21 protein-coding genes are annotated in these 19,658 nt (G+C 70.3%); 9 read left to right on the top strand and 12 right to left on the bottom strand.

Features of this window, described 5'->3' with window-relative positions:
• Positions 1-28: 28 nt before the first annotated feature.
• Both LG391_RS06385 and LG391_RS06380 read left to right on the top strand, forming a co-directional pair.
• Positions 29-1,477, top strand: a complete 1,449-nt coding sequence (locus LG391_RS06385) for a catalase (protein ID WP_225767133.1) — start codon at positions 29-31, stop codon at positions 1,475-1,477.
• Between the two features lie 158 nt (positions 1,478-1,635).
• Positions 1,636-2,259: a hypothetical protein gene (locus tag LG391_RS06380; RefSeq protein WP_225767132.1), complete on the top strand. Its 624-nt coding sequence runs from the start codon at positions 1,636-1,638 to the stop codon at positions 2,257-2,259.
• 361 nt (positions 2,260-2,620) lie between these two features.
• Here the strand turns inward: LG391_RS06380 and LG391_RS06375 are convergent, their stop codons facing one another.
• From LG391_RS06375 to LG391_RS06365, 3 genes are all read right to left on the bottom strand, one after another.
• Positions 2,621-3,343, bottom strand: coding sequence for a DUF1868 domain-containing protein (locus LG391_RS06375; RefSeq protein WP_225767131.1), 723 nt, complete (start codon positions 3,341-3,343; stop codon positions 2,621-2,623).
• A gap of 66 nt (positions 3,344-3,409) precedes the next feature.
• Positions 3,410-3,883 (bottom strand): GNAT family N-acetyltransferase, encoded by a 474-nt coding sequence (locus tag LG391_RS06370; RefSeq protein WP_225767130.1) that lies wholly within the window; start codon positions 3,881-3,883, stop codon positions 3,410-3,412.
• On the bottom strand, positions 3,876-4,418 hold the full coding sequence (locus tag LG391_RS06365) for a histidine phosphatase family protein (protein ID WP_225767129.1): 543 nt from the start codon (positions 4,416-4,418) through the stop codon (positions 3,876-3,878). The genes LG391_RS06370 and LG391_RS06365 overlap by 8 nt, the downstream gene beginning before the upstream one ends.
• A gap of 151 nt (positions 4,419-4,569) precedes the next feature.
• Here LG391_RS06365 and LG391_RS06360 point away from each other — a divergent pair, with 151 nt between their 5' ends.
• Entirely contained in the window at positions 4,570-5,946 is a 1,377-nt protein-coding gene (locus LG391_RS06360; protein WP_225767128.1) for an MFS transporter, read from the top strand.
• Here the strand turns inward: LG391_RS06360 and LG391_RS06355 are convergent.
• From LG391_RS06355 to LG391_RS06320, 8 genes are all read right to left on the bottom strand, one after another.
• Entirely contained in the window at positions 5,943-6,797 is an 855-nt protein-coding gene (locus tag LG391_RS06355; protein ID WP_225767127.1) for a sulfite oxidase heme-binding subunit YedZ, read from the bottom strand. The genes LG391_RS06360 and LG391_RS06355 overlap by 4 nt on opposite strands.
• Positions 6,798-6,922: 125 nt before the next feature.
• Positions 6,923-7,333, bottom strand: a complete 411-nt coding sequence (locus LG391_RS06350) for a hypothetical protein (protein ID WP_225767126.1) — start codon at positions 7,331-7,333, stop codon at positions 6,923-6,925.
• Between the two features lie 51 nt (positions 7,334-7,384).
• The gene (locus LG391_RS06345; protein ID WP_225767125.1) at positions 7,385-8,404 is read right to left on the bottom strand and encodes an endonuclease/exonuclease/phosphatase family protein; all 1,020 of its coding nucleotides are present in this window, start codon (positions 8,402-8,404) and stop codon (positions 7,385-7,387) included.
• Between the two features lie 17 nt (positions 8,405-8,421).
• A complete protein-coding gene (locus LG391_RS06340) occupies positions 8,422-9,339 on the bottom strand; it encodes a sugar phosphate isomerase/epimerase (protein ID WP_225767124.1) in 918 nt (305 codons plus the stop codon).
• Positions 9,340-9,354: 15 nt separating this feature from the next.
• Entirely contained in the window at positions 9,355-10,473 is a 1,119-nt protein-coding gene (gene ugpC, locus LG391_RS06335; RefSeq protein ID WP_225767123.1) for a sn-glycerol-3-phosphate ABC transporter ATP-binding protein UgpC, read from the bottom strand.
• Between the two features lie 11 nt (positions 10,474-10,484).
• Entirely contained in the window at positions 10,485-11,372 is an 888-nt protein-coding gene (ugpE, locus tag LG391_RS06330; protein WP_225767122.1) for a sn-glycerol-3-phosphate ABC transporter permease UgpE, read from the bottom strand.
• Positions 11,373-11,383: 11 nt separating this feature from the next.
• Positions 11,384-12,268, bottom strand: a complete 885-nt coding sequence (locus tag LG391_RS06325; protein WP_225767121.1) for a carbohydrate ABC transporter permease — start codon at positions 12,266-12,268, stop codon at positions 11,384-11,386.
• A 79-nt stretch (positions 12,269-12,347) separates the two neighbouring features.
• Entirely contained in the window at positions 12,348-13,691 is a 1,344-nt protein-coding gene (locus LG391_RS06320; RefSeq protein WP_225767120.1) for an extracellular solute-binding protein, read from the bottom strand.
• A 236-nt stretch (positions 13,692-13,927) separates the two neighbouring features.
• Here LG391_RS06320 and LG391_RS06315 point away from each other — a divergent pair, with 236 nt between their 5' ends.
• From LG391_RS06315 to arsB, 3 genes are all read left to right on the top strand, one after another.
• The gene (locus LG391_RS06315; protein WP_308013028.1) at positions 13,928-14,299 is read left to right on the top strand and encodes a metalloregulator ArsR/SmtB family transcription factor; all 372 of its coding nucleotides are present in this window, start codon (positions 13,928-13,930) and stop codon (positions 14,297-14,299) included.
• Positions 14,296-14,718, top strand: a complete 423-nt coding sequence (gene arsC / locus LG391_RS06310; RefSeq protein WP_225767118.1) for an arsenate reductase (glutaredoxin) — start codon at positions 14,296-14,298, stop codon at positions 14,716-14,718. The genes LG391_RS06315 and arsC overlap by 4 nt, the downstream gene beginning before the upstream one ends.
• 76 nt (positions 14,719-14,794) lie before the next feature.
• Positions 14,795-15,823, top strand: coding sequence for an ACR3 family arsenite efflux transporter (gene arsB / locus LG391_RS06305; protein ID WP_225767117.1), 1,029 nt, complete (start codon positions 14,795-14,797; stop codon positions 15,821-15,823).
• On the opposite strand, the gene LG391_RS06300 is transcribed toward arsB, so the two are convergent.
• Complete coding sequence (locus tag LG391_RS06300; RefSeq protein WP_225767116.1) at positions 15,824-16,360, bottom strand: arsinothricin resistance N-acetyltransferase ArsN1 family B; 537 nt, start codon at positions 16,358-16,360, stop codon at positions 15,824-15,826.
• A gap of 74 nt (positions 16,361-16,434) precedes the next feature.
• On the opposite strand from LG391_RS06300, the gene LG391_RS06295 reads away from it, so the two are divergent.
• The 3 genes from LG391_RS06295 to arsK all read left to right on the top strand — a co-directional run bounded on the left by LG391_RS06295 (position 16,435) and on the right by arsK (position 19,592).
• Entirely contained in the window at positions 16,435-16,854 is a 420-nt protein-coding gene (locus tag LG391_RS06295) for a PadR family transcriptional regulator (protein ID WP_225767115.1), read from the top strand.
• Positions 16,855-16,917: 63 nt separating this feature from the next.
• Positions 16,918-18,294 carry an NAD(P)-binding domain-containing protein gene (locus LG391_RS06290; RefSeq protein WP_225767114.1) on the top strand — a complete coding sequence of 459 codons (1,377 nt, stop codon included), beginning with the start codon at positions 16,918-16,920 and terminating at the stop codon, positions 18,292-18,294.
• A gap of 20 nt (positions 18,295-18,314) precedes the next feature.
• The gene (arsK, locus tag LG391_RS06285) at positions 18,315-19,592 is read left to right on the top strand and encodes an arsenite efflux MFS transporter ArsK (RefSeq protein ID WP_225767113.1); all 1,278 of its coding nucleotides are present in this window, start codon (positions 18,315-18,317) and stop codon (positions 19,590-19,592) included.
• Positions 19,593-19,658: the final 66 nt, after the last annotated feature.

Here is a 19,658-nt window from a genome sequence, read left to right as displayed (position 1 = left end):
GGAATTCCCGCCCCGACAGGAGCCCTCGATGACCACCCTGACGACGACCTTCGGCGCCCCGGTTCCGGACAACCAGAACTCCCTGACCGCCGGCCCGCGCGGCCCGGTGCTGATCCAGGACTTCCACCTGATCGAGAAGCTGGCGCATTTCAACCGCGAGCGGATCCCGGAGCGGGTGGTGCACGCCAAGGGCGCCGGCGCCTACGGCACCTTCCGCGTCACCGCCGACGTCACGAAATGGACCAAGGCGCGGTTCCTGTCCGAGGTGGGCAAGGAGACCGAGGTGTTCCTGCGCTTCTCCACCGTCGGCGGCGAGAAGGGCTCGGCCGATGCGGAGCGCGACCCGCGCGGCTTCGCCCTGAAGCTGTACACCGAGGACGGCAACTACGACATCGTCGGCAACAACACGCCGATCTTCTTCATCCGCGACCCGCTGAAGTTCCCGGACTTCATCCACACCCAGAAGCGCAACCCGGCCCCCAACCTGAAGGACCCGACGGCGGTGTGGGACTTCGCGTCCCTGTCGCCGGAGACGCGGCACCAGTTCACCATCCTGTTCAGCGCCCGCGGCACGCCGCGCAGCTACCGCCACATGGACGGCTTCTCCAGCCACACCTTCAGCTGGATCAACGCCGCTGGCGAGCGGGTGTGGGTGAAGTATCATTTCAAGACCAGGCAGGGGATCCAGAACTTCACCGCCGAGCAGGCGCAGGCGATGACCGGCATCGATCCCGACCATGCCACCCGCGACCTGTTCGCTTCGATCGAGGACGGCGATTTCCCGGCCTGGACGGTGTCGGTGCAGATCATGACCGAGGCGGAGGCCGAGGCCTTCCCGATCGACCCGTTCGACCTGACCAAGGTCTGGCCGCATGCGGCGCACCCGCTGATCGAGATCGGCGAGCTGGTGCTGAACCGCAACCCGCAGAACTACTTCGCCGAGGTCGAGCAGTCGGCCTTCAGCCCGGCCAATGTGGTGCCCGGCATCTCCTTCAGCCCGGACAAGATGCTGCAGGGCCGGCTCTTCGCCTATGGCGACGCGCATCGCTACCGCCTGGGCGGCAACCACGGCCTCTTGCCGGTCAACCGGCCGCACGCCGCCGTGGCCAGCAACTACCAGCGCGACGGGGCGATGCGCTTCGACGACAACGGCAAGGGTGCGGTGAACTACGAGCCGAACAGCTTCGGCGGGCCGCGGCAGGACCCGGCGGCGGCCGAGCCGGCGCTGCCGCTGCGCGGCGCGGCCGACCGTTACGACCACCGCGCCGGCAACGACGACTACAGCCAGGCCGGCGACCTGTTCCGGCTGCTGGATGACGGCGCCCGCGCCCGGCTGATGGACAACATCGCCGGCTCGATGCGCTCGGTGCCGGAAGCGATCCAGCGCCGCCAGATCGCGCATTTCGCCAAGGCCGACCCGGCCTATGGCGCCGGCGTCGCCGAGCGGCTGGGTCTGAGCATCGCGGCCGCAGCCTAAGCGTCCGACCCGATCCGAAAGGGCGGCGGCCATTGCTCTGTGGGGCCGCCGTCCGGACTGGCCCGCCATCCTCCGGGATGGCGGGTCTTTTCGTGTCGGCTCCGGCGCGCGCGTGATCGCAGTAGTATTATCGGCCGTCTGTGTTCATGCTATGTTCCATGGACGCGACGCAGACCGACCAGGACCTGGACCCGGCGGCCGCTCCCGCAGGGGAGCGGACGGCGGATCTGCGCGTGCTCGACCGGCTGGTCGAGATGGGCATGGAGATCGCCGAAGCCACCCGCACCGAGGCGGTCGAGGCGCCGCAGCCCGGCATCGACTACTGCCAGAGATTCGCCGTCGCCGCCCGCGCCGTGCGGCTGACCCTGCTGCTGAAGGACAAGCTGTCGCGGCAGGCGGAGGAGAAGCGCAAGGCGGCGGCGCAGCGCGAGGCGGCGCAGGAGGACTGGCACGGGCTGCGGGTGCAGCTGGCGATGATGGCGGCGGCCTATGAGGTGTCCGAGGACGGCGAGGAGGCCGACCGCCGTGAAGCCGAGATGCATGAGCGGCTGGAGCGGCCGGAGGTGGTGGAGCTGATCGAGGCCAGCCGTCCGGAGGTGGCGGTGGCGGCGCTGTGCCGGCGCTGGGGCTATCCGGTGCGGGTGGAGCAGTGGCTGGAGATGGCCGACGAGGCGATGGAGGAGCTCGGCTTCCTGCCGCCACAGGACGGCGAGGACGCCGCGGACCCGCCCAAGCCCCGCTCGGCCGCCCCCGCCCGCCGCAAGCCGCCGGACACGGGCTGACCGCGTCGGTCGGGTTCGCCCGTGGCGAACCCGACATCCCGCCGCCCTCGCGGCCCCGAACCTGTTGGGTTCGCGTGCCGCGAACCCAACCTGCGAAACCGACCGCCGCAGCCTTCCATTCTCCCCCTCCCCTTGCGGGAGGGGGCAGGGGGAGAGGTCTGCGCGCGTCCGCGCGAGTGGCCGTGGGCACAACTCGCCATCCGCGACGGCTTGCGACGATCAAGGTCGGATCGAGCCGAGAGAGACCCGCAAGGGGAGGGGGCGGATCAAAGGGCAGAGTCGAGGGAGCGGCAGGGTTCCGAACGCGCCTCGCAAGCGGGAGAGGCAACGAAAAGGACGTATGGCGTTCCTGCGATCCGTCTCAGTCCCGGAACCGCAGCACCGGCAGGAAGCGGTGCAGCGTCTCGAACACGCAGAATTCCGGCGGGCCGAGCTCCAGCACCGGATGGGCCTGGATGAAGGCCTCGCCGAGGCGCTGATGTGCGGCCAGATGCTGCTCCGCCTCCGCCGCGCTCAGCCATTCCAGCAGGTAGCTCAGCGTGATGTGGAAGCGGTAGGCGTCATGGTTCGGCTTGCGCAGGCCCAGGATCAGGGCGAAGGCTTCGCGCAGGCCGCGGATCTGGCGGGCGGCGTCCTCGTCGGCCGGCTCCAGCCCCACCACCGTGCCGCCGGTTCCCATCGGCACCAGCCCCACCGGGCGCATGGCGAAGCGCTGCGGCACCGAAAGGCCGCGCAGCCGGTCGATGAAACGGCGGGTGATCTCCTCCAGCGGCGCGTCGGGCGCGACGCCCTCCGGCCAGCGCTCGGGCGACCGCTCGGCATAGGTCACGCCCTCGAACACGGTCATGTGGTAGCTGGAGGCCGGCAGATAGGCGAAACGGCCGCCCCAGGGCAGGTCGCGCAGCCGGCCCGCCAGCTCGGCCAAAGCCGGCAGCTCCGGCGCGGTCGCCGGGATATGGCAGATGATGGTGTTGCCGCGGAAGGGCAGGGGCGACCCGTCGCGCGCGAATTTGTAGCCCAGCGTCGGGTTCGGCGCGCCTTCCGAGGGCGCGATCAGGCGCGAGGCCAGGTCGGTCCGGTCCAAGTCACTCTCCGTAGATGATTCCGCGCCGGGGCGTAGCAGCCGGATCGCGACAGGATGATGACGGTCTCACCCGCCCGGCAACACCTTCTCCATGAACACGCTCAGCGGGTCGGGGCCGTAGGCGCCGAAGGGACCGATCTCGCGATAGCCGAAGCGGCGGTAGAGGCCGAGCGCCTCGGCCGACTTTACCCCGGTCTCCAGCCGCAGCAGCCGGATGCCGGCACGGGCTGCGTCCGCCTCGAGGGCTTCCAGCAGGGCGCGGCCGATGCCGAGGCCGCGGGCCTCGGCGGCGACGAAGATCCGCTTCAGCTCGGCCGTGCCGTCGCCCTCCGGCGCATAGCCGCCGCAGCCGACCGCGCGCCCGTCGAGGCGGGCGACCAGGAAATGCACGCGCGCCGCCAGCAGCGCGACGACACTTAGCCCGTGCCGGCTCTCCGCCGGATAGAGGCCGGCCGAGCGGCGGTCGGCCTGCTCCAGCAAGGCATGGACCTCAGGCTGGTCCGGCGTCTCCCGGGCGATCGTCAGGGCTATCTCAATCATCGTCCTTCCAGCAGCGCCGGACCGTGCCGGCAGGGTCGATGTGGAACACGTCGGGGTTGCTCAGGGCCGCCCAGGCGGCGAAGCCGTCGCGGCCGTCCAGGCTGTGCAGCAGCAGGGCCAGCAGGTTGCCGTGGCTGACGACAGCCGCCGGCCCGTCCGCGCCGGCCGCGGCATCGGCCAGCGCCGCCAGACCGCGCCGGGTCGCCGCAGCGCCGGATTCGCCGCCGGGCCAGGCCAGGGCCGGGTCGGCGAAGGAGCGACGCAACCGGTCCCGCCAGTCCTCGGCCGGTTCTCCCGCCAGCACCCGCTCCGCCAGCCGGTCGTCGATCCGGACCGTCAGCCCCAGCCGCTCCGCCAGCGGGGCAACGCTGTCGCCGGCGCGGCGGAAGGGGCTGGAGACGATGCGTACGATCGGCAGCCCGGCCAGCCGGTCGCGCAACCGCAGCGCCTGGTCGCGGCCTTCCGCCGTCAACGGCGCCTCCGGCTCCTGGCCGGCGGCCCGGCAGTGGCGGATCAGGTAGAGCTCCGCGGTCACGATCGTCCCTTCCGCTGTGTCCGTCCAGTCTAGCCCGCCGCCGGATTGACCGGCTCGCGGGACAGCGATGCGCCGATGGCGGCCTCGGGGCGGCGCGACTCGTGCTAGGGGAACGGAAACCGAACGCTTCCCGCCGCCCTGGCGAGGCCCCATGCCCTTCGATGCCTGCCCCGACCGCGCCACCCCGGCGCGGCGCGCCGCCCGCCTCGCCGCGCTCAGCCTCGGCGTCGTGGTGGTCCAGATCGACGTCACCGTCGTCAATGTCGCGCTCGACCAGATCCAGGCCCTGATGCAGGGCGGTGTCGCCGCGCTGCAATGGGTGGTGAACGGCTACACCCTGGCCTTCGCCAGCCTGCTGCTGACCGGCGGCGCGCTGGGCGACCGCTTCGGCGCGCGGCGGCTGTACCTGGCTGGCTTCGCCCTGTTCACCCTGGCGTCGGTGGCCTGCGGCCTGGCGCCGACCGGCACGGTGCTGATCGCGGCGCGCGTCGCCCAGGGGCTGGGCGGGGCGCTGCTGATGCCCTGCTCCCTGGCCCTGGTCGCCCATGCCTATCACGATCCGGCGGAACGCATGCGGGCGATCGGCGTCTGGGCCGGGGCCGGCGGCATGGCAATGGTGGCCGGGCCGGTGGTCGGCGGCGTGCTGATCGCGCTGCTCGGCTGGCGCAGCATCTTCCTGATCAACCTGCCGATCGGCGTGATCGGCCTCTGGCTGACCCTGCGCTTCACCACCGAGACCGAGGGCCGGCCCAACCGCGCGCTCGACCTGCCGGGCCAGTTCCTGGCCATCGTCGCGCTGGTGGCGCTGACCGGGTCGATCATCGAGGGCGAGCCGCTGGGCTGGACCCACCCGCTGGTGCTGGGCGGGGCGGCGCTGTTCGTGCTGGCCGGCGCCGGCTTCTTACTGGTCGAATCCCGCAGCCCGGCGCCGATGATGCCGCTCGGCCTGTTCCGCCACCCGGTGTTCTCGGCCATCTCGCTGATCGGCTTCCTGCTGAACGCCGGCTATTACGGCGCGACCTTCCTGCTCAGCCTCTATTTCCAGGGGCCGCTCGGTCTGTCGCCGCTGCTCACCGGCCTCGCCTTCGTGCCGATGACCGGGCTGATCGCCGTCGTCAACGTCTTCGCCGGCCGCATCGCCTCGCGCCATGGGGCGCGGCTGCCGATGGTGTCGGGGCTGTGCATCGCCGTCGCCGGCTTCGGCGCCCTGGCTCTGGCGCTGACCCCGTCGACCGATTACGGCGGCCTCTGGTGGACGCTGCTGCTGATCGGCTGCGGCACGGCGCTGACCGTGCCGCCGATGACCGCGGCGCTGCTGGCGACGGTCGACCGCGCCCGCTCCGGCATCGCCTCGGGCGTGCTCAACTCGCTGCGCCAGACCGGCGGCGCCCTCGGGGTCGCCGTGCTCGGCGCGATCGGCGGCGGCGGGATGTCGGTCGAAGGCATGCGGCTGGCGATAGGGCTCGGCGGCGGCGTGCTGATCCTCGCCCTGCTGGCCGCGGTGATCTGGGTCCGGAAGCCCGCCTAGGCCAGGGCGGGGCGGCGCGCCTTGCTCTTCTGCAGCCGGCGTAGCGTCGCCAGCAGGGTGACGGCCAGGCCGGCGCCCAGCACGATCCAGGCCGGGCGTGGGCCGAAGGCGAAGCTCAGATCGGCGCGCAGCACCCGCATCGGGTCGACGCCGGTGAACAGCCCGTACATCGCCGCCTCGCCGCCGGCCGTGACCAGGGCGACGGTCACCGATAGCACGGCCAGCGACCACGGCGGCAGCCCGTCGCCGCGGCCGAAGCGGCTGTCCAGCACCCGCCAGGCCAGCAGCCAGATGGTGAAGCCGGCCAGCGTGGTCGGGATGGCGACATCGACCTTGGACTGCATCACACCGTGGATCAGCCCCAGCACCACGATCGGATAGACCAGCCGGTGCAGCCGCTGCCAGGTCTTGCCGCCCAGGCGCTTGACCATGGCGTCGGTCGAGGTGGCCAGGAGCGGCATCAGCCCCAACAGCGCCAGGAAGCCGATGGTCAGGTACAGGCGCTTCACGATCTCCGACGCCACGAAGCCCAGGTCGAAATGCTGGGTGGCGGTGTAGCCGGTCAGGTGGATCAGGACATAGGTGGCTGTGGCGACGCCGATCATGCGCCGCACCTGGATCAGCTGCGGCCAGCGCAGCGCCCGCTTCAGCGGCGTGATCGCCAGGCCGATGACCAGGAAGTACAGCGTCCACAGGCCGATGGCGCGCTGGAAGGTCTGCACCGGGTCGGCGCCCAGGTCGCCGGCCACGAGGCGCCCGCCATACCACAGGCCGGGCAGGAGCAGCAGGACGAAGACCACGGTCTTCAGCCAGGAGAAGCGGCCGGCACGGTCGGTGAAAGGCGAACGCATCAGATCCTCGGTGGACGCGGTCGGGGTCGCGGCCACGAAGAGAATAGCGCGGCCATCCCTCTATACGGAGCGGATGGCCGGGACGTTTCATGACAACGGGTTTATGTGGGCTGGTCGTTCCGATGCTATTCGGATAACCGGCACCGCCAACGATCGAGCAGCCCGATCGCAGTCTGGCGCGACTCCTCGTCGCCGATCCAAGTGATTTCCGCCCGACTCAGGCCACAGACCGGCAACATATCTTCGACGATCTCCGGGGCTCCATGCATGGCGACATCGTGACCGTCGGCACAAGCTTCGAAGCTCGGCGGATATAACCCATGGAGAGAGTGGTGGAACTCTCTCAGGAGCAGAAGGCGTCCGGATGGCAGGCGCAGGAACAGCCCCGTGACGTCGCCGAGCCCATCCTCCTCCCAGACTTGCAGCTCAAGGCCCAAATGTTCGGCGACCACGGACACGTGAAGGCCGAACTGGGCCACTCTCCAGTCTAGTCCGCTGGGGAAGCGATGTTCGAAAAGCTGTTCGACCCGGGCCATGCTTCAGCATCCCGCAGCGGCACCAATTCCGTCCAGCAGACTTTCGGAAGGCTAAGCCTCAGCCCCGGCCGCGACCACCCGCTCCGCCGCCGCGCCGGTCAGCACCGTCGCCGCCACCACGTCGTGGTCGGAGATCGCGGCGCCGGCAGCGTCGACCGCGGCGATGGTCTCCGGCGCCTCGGCCGCGACATGGCGGGTGAACAGCCAGTCCAGCCTGGCGAAGGGCGGAAGCGGCGTGCCGTCCGGGCGGGTGCGTTGGGTCGGGCCGGGCGCGTTGCAGCGGCGCCAGTCGAAGCCGGCGTCGCGCAGCACGGCGAACAGCGGCTCCTCCGGCGCCTCCAGGGACCCCGACGCCTCCTTGGTGTTGAAGTCGCCGCCCAGCACCACCCCGGCGCCAGCCGGCACCAGCCGGTCGACCGCGGCGACAAGCCGCTCGCCCTGGCGGCAGCGGTCGGCGGCGTCGCTGTGGCTCTCGAGATGGGCCGCGACCAGCCACAGCGGCCGCGGCGCGTCGAGCCGGGCGGCGATCGCCATGCGCCCGCCCAGCCGGCGCTGGTTGCCGCTGCGGCCGGCGAACCAGGTGCCGCCGGCGTCCAGCGGGATGACCACCGGGTCCAGCAGCGGGTGGCGGCTGAGGATGGCGTTGCCGTGCAGCCCGACGCGGTTGTCCTCGTCGGCATGCCACTCGGATTCGCGGGCGTCGCCGAGGCCGAGCTCGACGAACTCGACGCCATAGGCCCAGCCCATGCCCAGCGCCTCGGCCAGGTCGCGCACCGTGTGCCGGTTGCCGGACCGGGCCATGCCGATATCGGCCTCGGTCAGCAGCACGACGTCGGCGTCCCGCAGCAGGGCGGCGGAGGGGGCATGGTACTTCAGCCGCTCGGCGTTCCAGGCGGCGACGCGCAGCCGGGCCCCGACCGGCCGGTGCACCGGCGCCGGGCGCTGCTCGATCGCGCCGAGCGCCGGCACCTGGGCGGCGAAGCGGTCATGCGCATCGTCCGGCGCCAGGGCGGCGTCGGCCAGCAGGATCGGGTCGGGGGCCGGCAGCACGCCGGCCCGCCGCGTGATCATGTCCCGCATCGGTCCGGTCAGGCCGCGAGCGCGCGCTGGTTGACCAGATCGGCCAGGCGGCGGGCGCGGGCCAGGCTGTCGGCCAGCTCGCCGTCGTAGCGGTCGCCGTTCAGCTCCAGGATCATCACCGTGTCGGGCTGGAAGCGCAGCTCGGTGAAGATCTCGTCCCAGGGGATGTCGCCCCAGCCCAGCGGCAGGTGCAGGTCGCCGATGCCCAGCGCCACGGCCTCGGACGGCTCGTAGAACCTGGTCATGGTGTAGGGGCGGCCGAAGCTGTCATGGACGTGCAGATGGCCGGTGGCCGGGGCCATGCTGCGGATCTGGGCGCGCCAGTCCAGGCCGCGGCGGGTGCATTCGATATAGGCGTGGCTGAAATCGATCAGCGTGCACAGGTTCGGGTGGCCCACCGCCCGCACCGTGTCGGCGACCTCGGCCGGGGTCTGGCGGTACTCGTTGTCGTCCATGGCGAAGATGTTCTCGAAGGCCAGCTTGACGCCGTAGCCGCGGGCGGCCTCGGCCAGCTCGGCCAGCGCCTCGCGCTCCATCGCGTCCAGCCGGTCGCGGCCGGCCTGGTCGGTCATCGCGGCCTTGCCGGCGTGGTGCACCAGCACACCGGCGCCGACCTGGTCGCACAGCTCCAGCATCGCCCGCACCACCGCCTTCTGCAGATGCAGGTTCTGCTCGTCCATGAAGTTGGAGACGATCTGGCCGTGCACGGTGTAGCGCAGGTCGTGGCGGCGGACGATCTGCTCCAGCTTGTGCACCCGCTCGGGCAGCAGCCGCCCGCCGGCGATCAGGTCCTCGCCGTACAGCGACAGTTCGGCCGCGTCGGCGCCGATCTCGGCGATGCGGCCCAGGCTGGCGTCCAGCCGCGACAGGTCGCCCTTGCCGCTGACGCCGGTGGAGAAGCCGATGGCGGTGATGATCTCGGTCATGATGGTCTCTCGATCTCAGGCGGCGGTGGCGACGGCGAAGCGATGCTCGGCCGGCAGGTCGGCATCGAGCCGCAGCCCGGTGTGCGGGTCGAAGAAATGCAGCTGCGACGGCGGCAGATACAGGCCCAGCGGCTGGCCGGGGGTGTAGTCGGCCCCGTCGCCGGTGGTGACGGCGAAGGACAGGCCGTCGATGTCGGTGTGGATCACCCGGCCGGCGCCCAGCTCCTCGATGAAGTCGACGGTGGCGACCAGCGCGCCCGGATGGTCGACCGGCACGATCTCCACCAGCTCGGGCCGGATGCCCAGCGCGGCGGAGCGCTCGACGAAGCGGCCGCCATAGGCGGGGTCGATCGCGACCGTCTTGGTCTCGTCGAAGCCGAACTGGCCGGGGGCGAAGATGCGGCCCTCGATGAAGTTCATCGCCGGCGAGCCGATGAAGCTGGCGACGTAGCGGGTGCGCGGGTGGTTGTAGATCTCCGCCGGCCGGCCGATCTGCTCGACCACGCCCTTGTTCATCACGATCAGCACGTCGGCCAGGGTCATCGCCTCGACCTGGTCGTGGGTGACGAAGACCGAGGTGGCGCCCAGGCGCCGGTGCAGGCGGCGGATCTCGACCCGCATCTGCACCCGCAGCTTGGCGTCCAGGTTGGACAGCGGCTCGTCGAACAGGAACACCTCGGGCTCGCGGATGATGGCGCGGCCCATGGCGACGCGCTGGCGCTGGCCGCCGGACAGGGCCGCCGGCTTGCGGTCCAGGAAATCCTCGAGCCCGACCAGCTTCGCCACCTCGCGCACCTTGGCCATCCGCTCGGCCTTCGGCACGCCCGCCACCTTCAGCGCATAGCCCATGTTCTGGGCCACGGTCATGTGCGGGTACAGGGCGTAGTTCTGGAACACCATGGCGCAGCCGCGCTCGCGCGGCTCCAGCTGGTTCACCACCCGGCCGCCGATCGCGATCTCGCCGGCGGTGATCTCCTCGAGGCCGGCGATCATGCGCAGCAGGGTCGACTTGCCGCAGCCGGACGGGCCGAGGATCACGGCGAAGGTGCCCGACGGCAGGTCCAGGTCGACGCCGTGCACCACCGGCGTCTTGCCGTAGCTCTTGCGCACGCCGCGGATGGCGATGTGGGCCATGGGGTCTCTCCTTACTTGTCGGTGGCGATCAGGCCGCGCACGAACCAGCGCTGCATCAGCGCGACGACCAGCAGCGGGGGGATCATCACGATCAGGGTGCCGGCCATGGCGATGTTCCATTCCGGCAGGCCGCCCTGGTTGGTCGGGATCAGGCGCTTCAGCTCGACCACCGCGGTGCTGAAGGACTGGTCGGTGGTGACCAGCAGCGGCCAGAGATACTGGTTCCAGCTGTAGACGAAGAGGATCGCGGCCAGCGCCAGCATGTTGGTGCGCGACAGCGGCATCAGGATCTCGGCGAAGAACCGCATGGCGCCGGCGCCGTCCATCTTCGACGCCTCCAGCAGCTCGTCCGGCACGGTCAGGAAGAACTGGCGGTAGAGGAAGGTGCCGGTGGCCGTGGCGATCAGCGGCAGGATCAGGCCGGTGTAGGAGTTCAGCAGGTTCCACTGCAGGTCGACCTGCAGCCCGATGGCCGCAACGATGCTCTGGAACGGCGACAGCGCGTTGGCCGCGATCGAATAGGTCGGCACGATGCGGACCTCCAGCGGCAGCATCAGCGTGGTGAAGATCAGCCAGAACACCACCATCCGCGCGCGGTAGCGGAAGAACACGATCGAGAAGGCGGTCAGCGCCGCCAGCACGATCTTGCCGACGGTGACGCCGACCGCGACGATCAGGCTGTTCAGCAGCTTCGGGCCGAACTCCGCCTGGTCCCACGCGGCGGCGAGGTTGTCGATCAGGTGGCCGCCGGGGATCAGGCTCATCGGCACCTGGTTGACGCCCTGGATGTCCTTGGTCGCGGCGGCCAGCACGATGGCGAAGGGCAGCAGCACGAGGACCAGCCCGACGATCAGGATCAGATGCGTCAGCGCGTTCAGGATCGGGGTGCGTTCGATCATCGCATCCTCCCTCAGCTGTAGTGGACGCGGCGTTCGACCCAGCGGAACTGGACGAAGGTGAGGACCATGACCAGCAGCATCAGCACGATGCTCTGGGCGGCGGCGCCGGAGTAGTCGAGGCCTTTGAAGCCGTCGAAATAGATCTTGTAGACCATGACCTCGGTGCCACGGGCCGGGCCGCCCTCGGTCATGATGTCGACGATGCCGAAGCTGTCGGTGAAGCTGCCGGTGAGGTTGATCACCATCAGGAAGAACAGGGTCGGCGCGATCAGCGGCAGCTGGATGTCGCGCATCCGGCGCAGGGCGCCCGACCCGTCCATGGCGCTGGCCTCGATCAGGCTCTTCGGGATCGACTGCAGCGCCGCCAGGAAGAAGATGAAGTTGTAGCCGATCCAGATCCAGGCGTGGCACAGCACGACCATGATCAGGGCCTGGGTGGCGTTCAGCACCGGGTCCCACAGGCCGGGCCACAGGGCGTTCAGCGCGCCGATCATCCCGCTCTCGGGCGCGAAGATGAAGCGGAAGGCGATGGCCGCGGCGGGCGCCGCGATGGCGTAGGGCCAGACGAAGATCGAGCGGTAGGCCTGGAAGCCACGCAGCTGCCGGTCGACGAACAGGGCCAGGACCAGGGCGCCGGCCATGGCGATGCCGGTGGCCAGGACGGCATAGGCGAAGCTGACGCCGACCGAGCCCCAATAGGCGCTGTCGCCCAGGAGCGCCCGGAAGTTCTCCAGCCCCACCCATTCATTGCCGCCGCCCCAGGGCTGCTCCAGCGTGAAGGCCCAGTACAGCGCCTCGCCGGCCGGCCAGTAGAAGAACAGGAACACCAGCAGCAGCTGCGGCGTGATCAGGAGCCAGGCCAGCGTCCGGTTCTTGAAGAAGGCGCGTTTTTCCATCGGGTCCGAGGCGGCTGGTGAGGAAGGACGGGACCCCCTCGCCCTCCCGTGGGCCGGGAGGGCGAGGGGCTGCGCCGGGTCAGAGCAGCTGCTTGCCGGCGTAGGTCTTCTCGAAGCGGCGCAGGATCGCGTTGCCGCGCTCCACCGCCTGGTCGAGGCCGTCCTGCACCGACACCTTGCCGCTGATGATCGCCTGCAGCGCGTCCTGGACTTCCTTGCGGATCTGGATGTAGCCGCCGAGGCGGATGCCGCGGGAGATCGGGGTGGTCGGGGTGAAGGTCAGGCTCTCGATCGCCAGCTCGCGGCCCTTGTAGGGCGCCTTGTCGTAGAAGCCCTCGGCCTTCATCGCCTGGAAGCCGGAATTGGTCACCGGGATGTAGCCGGTGACGGTCGACCACCACTCCACCGAGGAGGGCTGAGCCAGGAAGTTCAGGAACGCCGCGGCGCCCTTGTACTCGGCGCCGGACTTGCCGGCGAGGACCCACAGCGAGGCGCCGCCGACCAGCGAGTTCTTGCGCTCGGTACCGGCCCAGACCGGCAGCTTGACCACGTCCCAGTGCATGTCCGGGGCGGCCAGCTTGCCGATGGTACCGTGATCGGCGACCGAGGACTGCGTCATCTGGCAGGTGCCGGAGGCGAAGGCCGGGACGACATCCTGGCCGCCTTCCTTGGTCTTCAGCACGAACAGGCCTTCGTCGTACATCTTCTTGATGAAGGCGACATGGTCGACGAATTTGGTCTTGTTGAAGACCAGCTCGGCGTCGAGCCCGTCATAGCCGTTGTTCTTGCTGGCGATCGGCTGGTTGTGGATGGCCGAGAACTGCTCCAGCGTCGGCCAGGGATCGAAGTTGAAGGCCAGCGGGCAGTCGTAGCCGGCGGCCTTCAGCTGCCGGGCGATCTGCTCGACGTCTTCCCAAGTCTCCGGGCCCTTGTCGCGGCCGATCTTGGCGAAGGCATCCTTGTTCCAGTAGAACAGCGCCGTCGAGGAGTTGTAGGGGAACGACATCAGCTCGCCCTTCGACGTCGCGTAGTAGTTCGCGATGCCGCCGAAATAGTCGTCCCACTTGATGTCGTAGCCGTTGTCGGCCATCAGCTTGCGGGCCGGGACATAGGCGCCGGACAGCATCAGATCCAGCGTGCCGGCGTCGAACACCTGCACCACGGTCGGCTGCTTCTGGGCGCGGTAGGCGGCGATGGCGTTCTGCACCGCGTTCGGATAGCCGCCCTGGCCGACGCAGACGATCTCGTAATCGGCCTGGCTGTCGTTGAAGCGCTTGCAGGTGTCCTGCACCCGCTGCTCCAGGTCGCCCGTCAGCCCGTACCAGAACTCGAACTTGGTGCGCTCGGCCTGGGCCGGCTGTGCGAATGCCGCGGCGGCGGCCAGCGCGAAGGCGGCCGCCGACAGCTTGGTCACGACGGTCATGTGTGTCTCCCGTTTGGCCGCCCCTGCACGCCCCACGGCGGCGGCGACGGGATCGTTCCCTACAAGGGGAAGATGACGGTTCGGTTTAACATCGGTATCGCCGGGATGACATTTGCTCCTCCAGCCTGTGGATTCCGGCGACAACCGCAAGGAATTAGACGAAAATCCGATAGGTCCGTACCAGCCGAAGCCTTGTATCGATCCCATATTTCTGCAATTCTAGAAATATGGATGAGATGACAGCGATCGAAGGTCTTGGAGCGCTTGCCCAGTCGACCCGGCTGACGGTGTTCCGCCTGCTGGTCCAGGCCGGGCCGGACGGGGTGCCGGCCGGAACCGTGGCGGAGCGGGTCGGCGTGCCCGCCACCACGCTGTCGACCCATCTCGGCATCCTCAGCCGCGCCGGCCTGATCCGGCCCCGGCGGGACGGCCGGTCGATCCTCTACTCCGCCGATCTCGACGGCGTGCGGGCGCTGCTGTCCTTCCTGGTCCAGGACTGCTGCAGCGGCCGGCCGGAGATCTGCGCGCCGCTGATGGACATCATCGAACAGGCGGGCTGCGGCTGCCAGCCACCCGCCCGAAGCCAGGGAGAACCGGCATCCTCATGAGCGCGGTCACGATCTACCACAACCCGGCCTGCGGCACGTCGCGCAACGTCCTCGGCCTGATCCGCAACGCCGGCATTGAGCCGACGGTCATCGAATACCTGAAGACACCGCCGAGCCGGGCCGAGCTGGCCGATCTGATCCGGCGCATGGGCGTCCCGGTGCGGGCGGTGCTGCGCGAGAAGGGCACGCCCTATCACGAGCTCGGCCTGGACGACCCGGCCCTGACCGACGGCCAGCTGCTCGACGCCATGATCGCGCACCCGATCCTGATCAACCGGCCGATCGTCGTCACCGAGCGGGGCGTGACGCTGGCCCGCCCATCGGAGACGGTGCTGGATATTCTGCCGGCGCCGCAGCGCGGCGAGTTCCGCAAGGAGGACGGCGAACTGGTCGTCGACGCCTCGGGCAAGCGCGCCTGATCCTCCCCTCCGACCGATCGGATCCGTGATGACCGCCGAAACCACTGTGGCCAGGCTCGCGCCGGCAGCCCCGGCCATGGGACTCTTCGAACGCTATCTCAGCCTCTGGGTCGCGCTCTGCATCGTCGCCGGCATCGGCCTCGGCGCGGTGGCGCCGGGCTTCTTCGCGCTCGTCGCCTCGGCGGAGGTCGCGAAGGTCAACCTGCCGGTGGCGGTGCTGATCTGGGCGATGATCGTGCCGATGCTGCTGAAAATCGACTTCGCCGCGCTCGGCGAGGTGAGGGCGCATTGGCGCGGCGTCGGCGTCACCCTGTTCGTCAACTGGGGTGTCAAGCCGTTCTCGATGGCGCTGCTCGGCAGCGTCTTCATCGGCTGGCTGTTCGCGCCCTGGCTGGCAGCGGACCAAGTCCCGTCCTATATCGCGGGGCTGATCCTGCTGGCCGCCGCGCCCTGCACGGCCATGGTGTTCGTCTGGTCGAACCTGTGCGAGGGCGAGCCGCATTTCACCCTGAGCCAGGTGGCGCTGAACGATCTGATCATGGTCTTCGCCTTCGCGCCGCTGGTCGGCCTGCTGCTCGGCGTCGCCTCGATCACCGTGCCCTGGGACACGCTGCTGCTGTCGGTCGTGCTGTACATCGTCGTGCCGGTGGCGGCGGCGCAGCTGTGGCGCCGGTCGCTCCTGGCCGCGGGCGGCGAGCCGGCGCTGCGGCGGACCCTAGCCGTGCTGCAGCCGCTCTCCCTTACCGCTCTGCTGGCGACGCTAGTATTGCTGTTCGGTTTCCAGGGCGAGCGCATCCTGGCCCAGCCGCTGGTGATCCTGCTGCTGGCCGTGCCGATCCTGATCCAGGTCTATCTCAACGCCGGCATCGCTTATTGGCTGTCCCGGCGCCTCGGCGTCGTCTGGTGCGTCGCGGCGCCGGCGGCGCTTATCGGCGCCTCGAACTTCTTCGAGCTGGCGGTGGCGGCCGCGATCAGCCTGTTCGGCCTTGATTCCGGCGCCGCCCTGGCCACCGTGGTCGGGGTGCTGGTGGAGGTACCGGTCATGCTGTCCGTCGTGCGCCTGGTGAAGGCGTCGCGCGGCTGGTACGAGCGCCGGCCGATCTGATCAATCGAACACCTCGGTGACCGGCCGCGGCTCGGCCGGGTGGTCCGGGCGGCCGCCGATCGGGCGCTGCCACCAGCCGACATCGTGCCAGGCGCCATGCTTGAAGCCGACGTCGCGGTACACGCCGAGCGGCACGAACCCGACCGCCTCGTGCAAGGCGACGCTGGCCGGGTTCGGCAGGGCGATGCCGGCAAAGGCGGCGTGGTAACCCTGCCGCAGCAGCAGCACGAACAGCCGCTCGTACAGCGCGCGGCCGATGCCCTGCCGCCGCCCGGCCTCGGCGACATAGACGCTGACATCGACCGACCAGCGATAGGCCGGCCGGGCCCGGTGCGGGCCGGCATAAGCATAGCCCAGGATCCGGCCGTCCCGCTCCAGCACCAGCCAGGGATAAGCCGGAATGGTCTTGCGGATCCGGTCGGCCATCTCCGCCGCCGTAGGCGGCGCCAGCTCGAAGGAGATCACGGTGCCGGCGACGATCGGGGCGTAGATGGCCTGGAGGGCTGGGGCGTCCTCCGGCGTGGCGAGGCGGATCATCGGGTCTTCCGGCAGTTGGGCTGTCGATACATTATCCCTTGACTCATCGACCATCAAGGTATGAGGATCGGGCGATGACCGAAGCCCGCAAGCTCTCCGCCATCGCCCGACCCGCGGTCGACTACACCAGCCGCTCCTACTGGGCCGGCACGATCAAGATGAGCCTGTCCAAGTTCTTCATCCTGCGCGTGCTGCACGACCGGCCGATGCATGGCTACGACATCGCCCGCGCGGTGGAGCTGACGACGAATGGCTGCTGCTCCCCGACCGAGGGCACGATCTACCCGGTGCTGCGCGAGTTCGAGGAGGGCGGCTACGTCACGGTCGAGAGCAGCGTCGTCTCCGGCCGCCCGCGCAAGACCTACACCCTGACCGACAAGGGACGGGAAGCCTTCCGGGTCGGCGTCGAGGCCTGGCTCGAGGTCACGCAGGTGCTGACCGAGACCGGCCAGGTGATCGAGCGGCAGGGCAGCGGCGGAGAGTGCTGCGGATAGCAGCCTCTCTTTTTTGCCCCAATGCATCGACCATCAATGCCTAGAAGCTAGAGGAGATGCGAGATGAATCGTCCCCTTGTCTCGTCGGACCGTATGGCGCTCGAGACCGCCGCGCCGTCGGAGCTGCCGGCCGCCATCATCGGCGCGGGACCGGTGGGCCTGGCCGCCGCAGTCCATCTGCTCGGCTACGGGATCGAGCCCGTGATCCTGGAGGCTGGCGCAGTGGTCGGCGCCGCGGTGCGCGACTGGGGCCATGTGCCGATGTTCTCGCCCTGGGCCTACAGCACCGACCGGACGGCGGTGGCGCTGCTGCAGCGGCACGGCTGGATTCATCCGGACGGGGCCGGCTATCCGACCGGTCTTGACCTGGCCGAACGCTATCTCGATCCGCTGGCGGCAACGCCGGAGATCGCCGGCCGCCTTCGCCTCGGAACCCGTGTCACCGGTATCGCCCGCGCCGGCCACGGCAAGGTCCGCACCGCCGGGCGGGATGGCCGGCCCTTCGAGGTCCGATATGTTGACGGCGGCGGGCGGGAAGGCCGGATCTTCGCACGGGCAGTGATCGACGCCTCCGGCACCTGGTCCTCGCCGAATCCGGCCGGCGCCGGCGGCCTGCCGGCGGTCGGCGAGCGCGCGGCCGCATCCCGCATCCGCTACGGCATGCCCGATGTTCTGGGCCGCGAGCGTTACCGTTATGCCGGCCGCCGTATCCTCGTCCTCGGCAGCGGCCATTCCGCCACGGGCACGCTGCTCGACCTCGCCGATCTGGCCCGGGAGGCGCCGGGCACGAGCATCGTCTGGGCCTTCCGCAATACCGACCGGGCGAGGCTGTTCGGCGGCGGCGAGGCCGACCAGCTGCCGCGCCGCGGCGCCCTCGGCCTGCGCCTGCGGGCGCTCGCGGAGGCAGGGGCCTATGAGATCGTCGCGCCCTTCGCGGTCGATGCGATCGAGGCGGCCGGGAACGGCCTGCGCGTCCTCGGCGACCAGGACGGGGCCGTGCGCGGCATCGAGGTGGATGAGATGGTCGTGGCGACCGGACTGCGGCCGGACCTGTCGATCCTCGGCGAGCTGCGCCTCGACCTCGACCCGGCGCTCGACTGCCCGCGGGCGCTGGCGCCGCTGATCGATCCCAACGAGCACAGCTGCGGCACGGTCCGCCCGCATGGCGCGGCCGAGCTGGCGCAGCCGGAGCCCGGGCTGTTCATCATCGGCATGAAGGCCTATGGCCGTGCCCCGACCTTCCTGCTGGCCACCGGCTATGAGCAGGCCCGGTCGGTCGCTGCCCATCTCGCCGGAGATCACGAGGCGGCACGGCGGGTCGAGCTGGTGCTGCCCGAAACCGGCGTCTGCAGCGGCCCGGGGCGCCGGGAGGCACAGCCGACATCCTGCTGCGATCCCGCCGCCCGGGCCGTTTCCGCCGAGGCTTCCGCCTGCTGCTGAGCGACGGGAAAGACATCATCATGGCTGAGGCGACCGGCGCGGCCGGTCCGGTCTCCGGACGGTGCCTCCTCGGGGTCATCGCCGGGCTCGGGCTGACCCAGATCATCGGCTACGGCACGCTCTACTACAGCTTCAGCATCCTGGCCGCCGGGATGGCCGCCGATATCGGCTGGTCGCAGGACGCCGTGTACGGCGCCTTCTCGGCGGCGCTCCTGGCGGGGGCGTTGCTCGGCCCGCGCTGCGGCCGCTGGGTCGACCGTCACGGCGCCGGCCGGGTCATGGCCCTGGGCTCGGTCGCCGCGGCCGCCGCGCTCGTCGCCTGCACCGCGGCACCCGGGCCGCTGGGCCTGGCCCTGGGGCTGGTCGCGATCCAGCTGGCCGCGTCCTTCGTCCTCTACGAGGTTGCCTTCCCGGCACTGGTCCAGGTCGTCGGCTTCGGCGCCCAGCGCAGTATCACCCATCTGACCCTGATCGCCGGCTTCGCCTCGACCCTGTTCTGGCCGGCCACCGCCGCGCTGCAGGACCACCTGACCTGGCGCGAGGTCTATCTGGTCTTCGCCGCGCTGCATCTGCTGCTGTGCCTGCCGATCCATCTCTGGCTCCGCAGCCTGGCCCGGACGGTCGTTCCGACGGTGCATCCGGCCGCCGCCGTGGCCCTCGAGGACGCCGGAGATCGGCGTCAGGACCGCCGCGCCCTCCTGGTGCTGGCCACGATCGGCTTCTCCCTGGCCGGCTTCGTCTCCTCGGCCGTGCTGGTACACATGGTCCCGCTGCTCGGGGCGCTCGGCCTCGGCGCCGGCAGCCTTCTGGTCGGCAGCCTGTTCGGCCCGGCCCAGGTGCTGAGCCGGTTCCTGACCATGACGGCCGGCCGCCGCGCCAGCCCGGTCGGCCTCGCTACCGTCGCCGTCGGTCTGCCGTCCTTGGCGCTCGGGCTGCTGCTGCTCGGCGCGCCCGCCCTGGCGGCGGCGATCGGTTTCGCAATCCTGTTCGGCCTGGGATCCGGCCTGAACAGCATCGTCCGCGGCACGGTGCCGCTGGCGCTGTTCGGGCGCGCCGGCTACGCCGAGCGGCTCGGCTGGATCTCCAGCGTCGTCCACATCGTGTCCGCCCTGGCGCCGTTCCTGTTCGCCGCGCTGCTGGGCCGGCTGGGGCCTGCGCCGGCCCTCTGGCTGACGGCCGGTCTCGGCAGTCTGGCGGGTCTGGTGTTTCTGGAGATCCTGCGGCGGACGGGCACCGCGACTGGCCGCATCACAGCTGTCGTCAAGGCAACCGACCCCGCCGAAGCGGGGCACAGGTGATGCGGTGCAGACGGCCGGGTCGAACGGCGCGTCAAGGTTCCGGCGCGCCGCCCTTACGGCCTGCCT

The sequence above is a fragment of the Inquilinus sp. Marseille-Q2685 genome, from assembly GCF_916619195.1.
In the GTDB taxonomy this organism is placed as follows: domain Bacteria; phylum Pseudomonadota; class Alphaproteobacteria; order DSM-16000; family Inquilinaceae; genus Inquilinus.
Note: the sequence above shows the minus strand (reverse complement) of the source record. Positions and strands in the feature narration are given on the sequence as shown.